The following is a 1,975-nucleotide window of genomic DNA, read 5'->3' on the forward strand; positions in this document are numbered from 1 at the left end:
GCCTTTGGCGATCAGTGAAATACGAGTGCGTCTACCTGAATGCTTTTGAAACAGGCTCTGAAGCCCGTGAGGGAATAAGCGCCTGGATCACCTATTACAACGAGAAGCGCCCGCACTCATCGCACGGGCTGCTGACACCGGACGAGGCCTATGATAGTCAAGGCCCAGGCCTGAAGGTTGCCGCCTGAAATGAAATCCATGCGATAGCTTAGCCGGGCGGAAAACTGGTCGAAAAACCGGGACCACCTCTGATGAAGGCGACTGTCGCTTGTGGGAAGTAGCTGTTCTGTTCCATCTCAGGGATGCTTTCCGATCAGGAGACGTATGGCTCGACCATTCCCGCCGATATGGCGACCTCAAGCAGATCCTCGTACCACTGGCCTCTGCGAAAGAAAGCGCCAAGTTGTCTGTTCCCCTTGATCCTCATGCCTGGTTGACGGATCGCAAAGCGCGTCTTTCTGCCGGTTTTAAGCGTCTGTCGCGCGCCGCGCGTGATGGGACGATTCCTCATGGCATCATAGAAGATGGAACGCTGCGGATCGACCGGCTGACCACTGATGTTCCCGAAAATGCCGAAGAACTGGTTCTCGATCTTTATCGCCGGATGCCGCCCATCCGGATAACTGACATCCTTCTGGAAGTGGATGCGGCGATCAGCTTCTCCGATGCCTTTTCCAATCTAAGAACCGGAGCGCCATGCAGCGACAAAGTCGGTTTGCTGAACGTCTTGCTTGCCGAGGGATTGAACCTCGGTCTCCGAAAAATGGCAGAGGCTTCGAACACACATGATTACTGGCAGCTCTCGCGTTTGGCTCGCAGGCATGTCGAGACCGAAGCAATGGACCAGGCGCTAGCGACGGTCGTGGGCGCGCAAGCGAAATTGCCAATGTCTCAGTTCTGGGGCTTGGGAACAACGGCATCAAGTGATGGTCAGTTTTTCCCGTCGGCACGACAGGGTGAGGCCATGAACTTGGTCAATGCAAAGTACGGCAATGAGCCCGGCCTGAAAGCCTACAGCCACATCAATGATCAGTTCGCACCGTTCGCGTCGCAAACAATTCCGGCAACTGTCAGCGAAGAGCCGTATATCTTGGACGGCCTACTGATGAATGAAACCGGCAAGCGCGTTGGCGAGCAATACGCCGATACAGCGGGGTTCACAGATCACCTCTTTGGAACCAGCGCCATGCTCGGATATCGGTTCGTGCTGCGCATCCGCGACTTACCCTCGAAAGGCCTGTACGTGTTCAATCCCGCAGCAACGCCTAAGGATTTGCGTAGCCTGGTCGGTGGAAAAATCCGCGAAGAGCTGATTGTTGCAAACTGGCCCGATCTCTTTCGGAGCGCCGCCACAATGGCTGCCGGCAAGATTAGACCGAGCCAGTTGCTCCGCAAACTCGCATCCTATCCCCGGCAAAACGATTTGGCAGCCGCGCTCCGGGAAGTTGGCCGTGTTGAGCGAACACTCTTTATAATAGAATGGATTCTCGACACCGATTTGCAGCGTCGCGCACAGATCGGCCTGAACAAAGGCGAGGCTCATCATGCACTCAAAAATGCATTGCGCATAGGCAGGCAGGGCGAAATCCGCGACCGAACCACCGAAGGGCAGCATTACCGCATCGCCGGGCTGAACCTGCTCACAGCGATCATCGTTTACTGGAATACCATCCATCTCGGCCATGCTGTCGCCGAACGCCAAAATGAAGGCCTGGATGTGACCCCGGAGCTTTTGGCCCACATCTCACCCTTGGGCTGGGCTCATATCCTGCTAACTGGCGAATATCTTTGGCCCATCGAGGCAAACTCTTAGGGTGTCATTCCGCCCCCAGCCGGAACCGACCCCTTGTTGCTCTTTGCGAAGCCTAAAATTGAGTCTCAATCAACGCTCGTTGGTATTATGACGGCACCGGAGTTTCGAACTGTTTGACCGAGACCTTCGGGCCGGATGTCGAGATCACCATTCCGCCGCCGA

1 protein-coding gene and 1 pseudogene are annotated in these 1,975 nt (G+C 55.7%); both read left to right on the forward strand.

Annotated features, from left to right (window positions below; genetic code table 11):
* Positions 1-188 (forward strand): integrase core domain-containing protein (locus Q0835_RS29745; protein WP_298967086.1); only part of this gene is annotated, 188 nt, incomplete at its 5' end.
* A gap of 77 nt (positions 189-265) precedes the next feature.
* Positions 266-1,813: pseudogene (locus tag Q0835_RS29750) on the forward strand (Tn3 family transposase); the annotation flags it as partial.
* Positions 1,814-1,975: the final 162 nt, after the last annotated feature.

The sequence above is a fragment of the uncultured Roseibium sp. genome (assembly GCF_947499295.1).
GTDB lineage: Bacteria > Pseudomonadota > Alphaproteobacteria > Rhizobiales > Stappiaceae > Roseibium.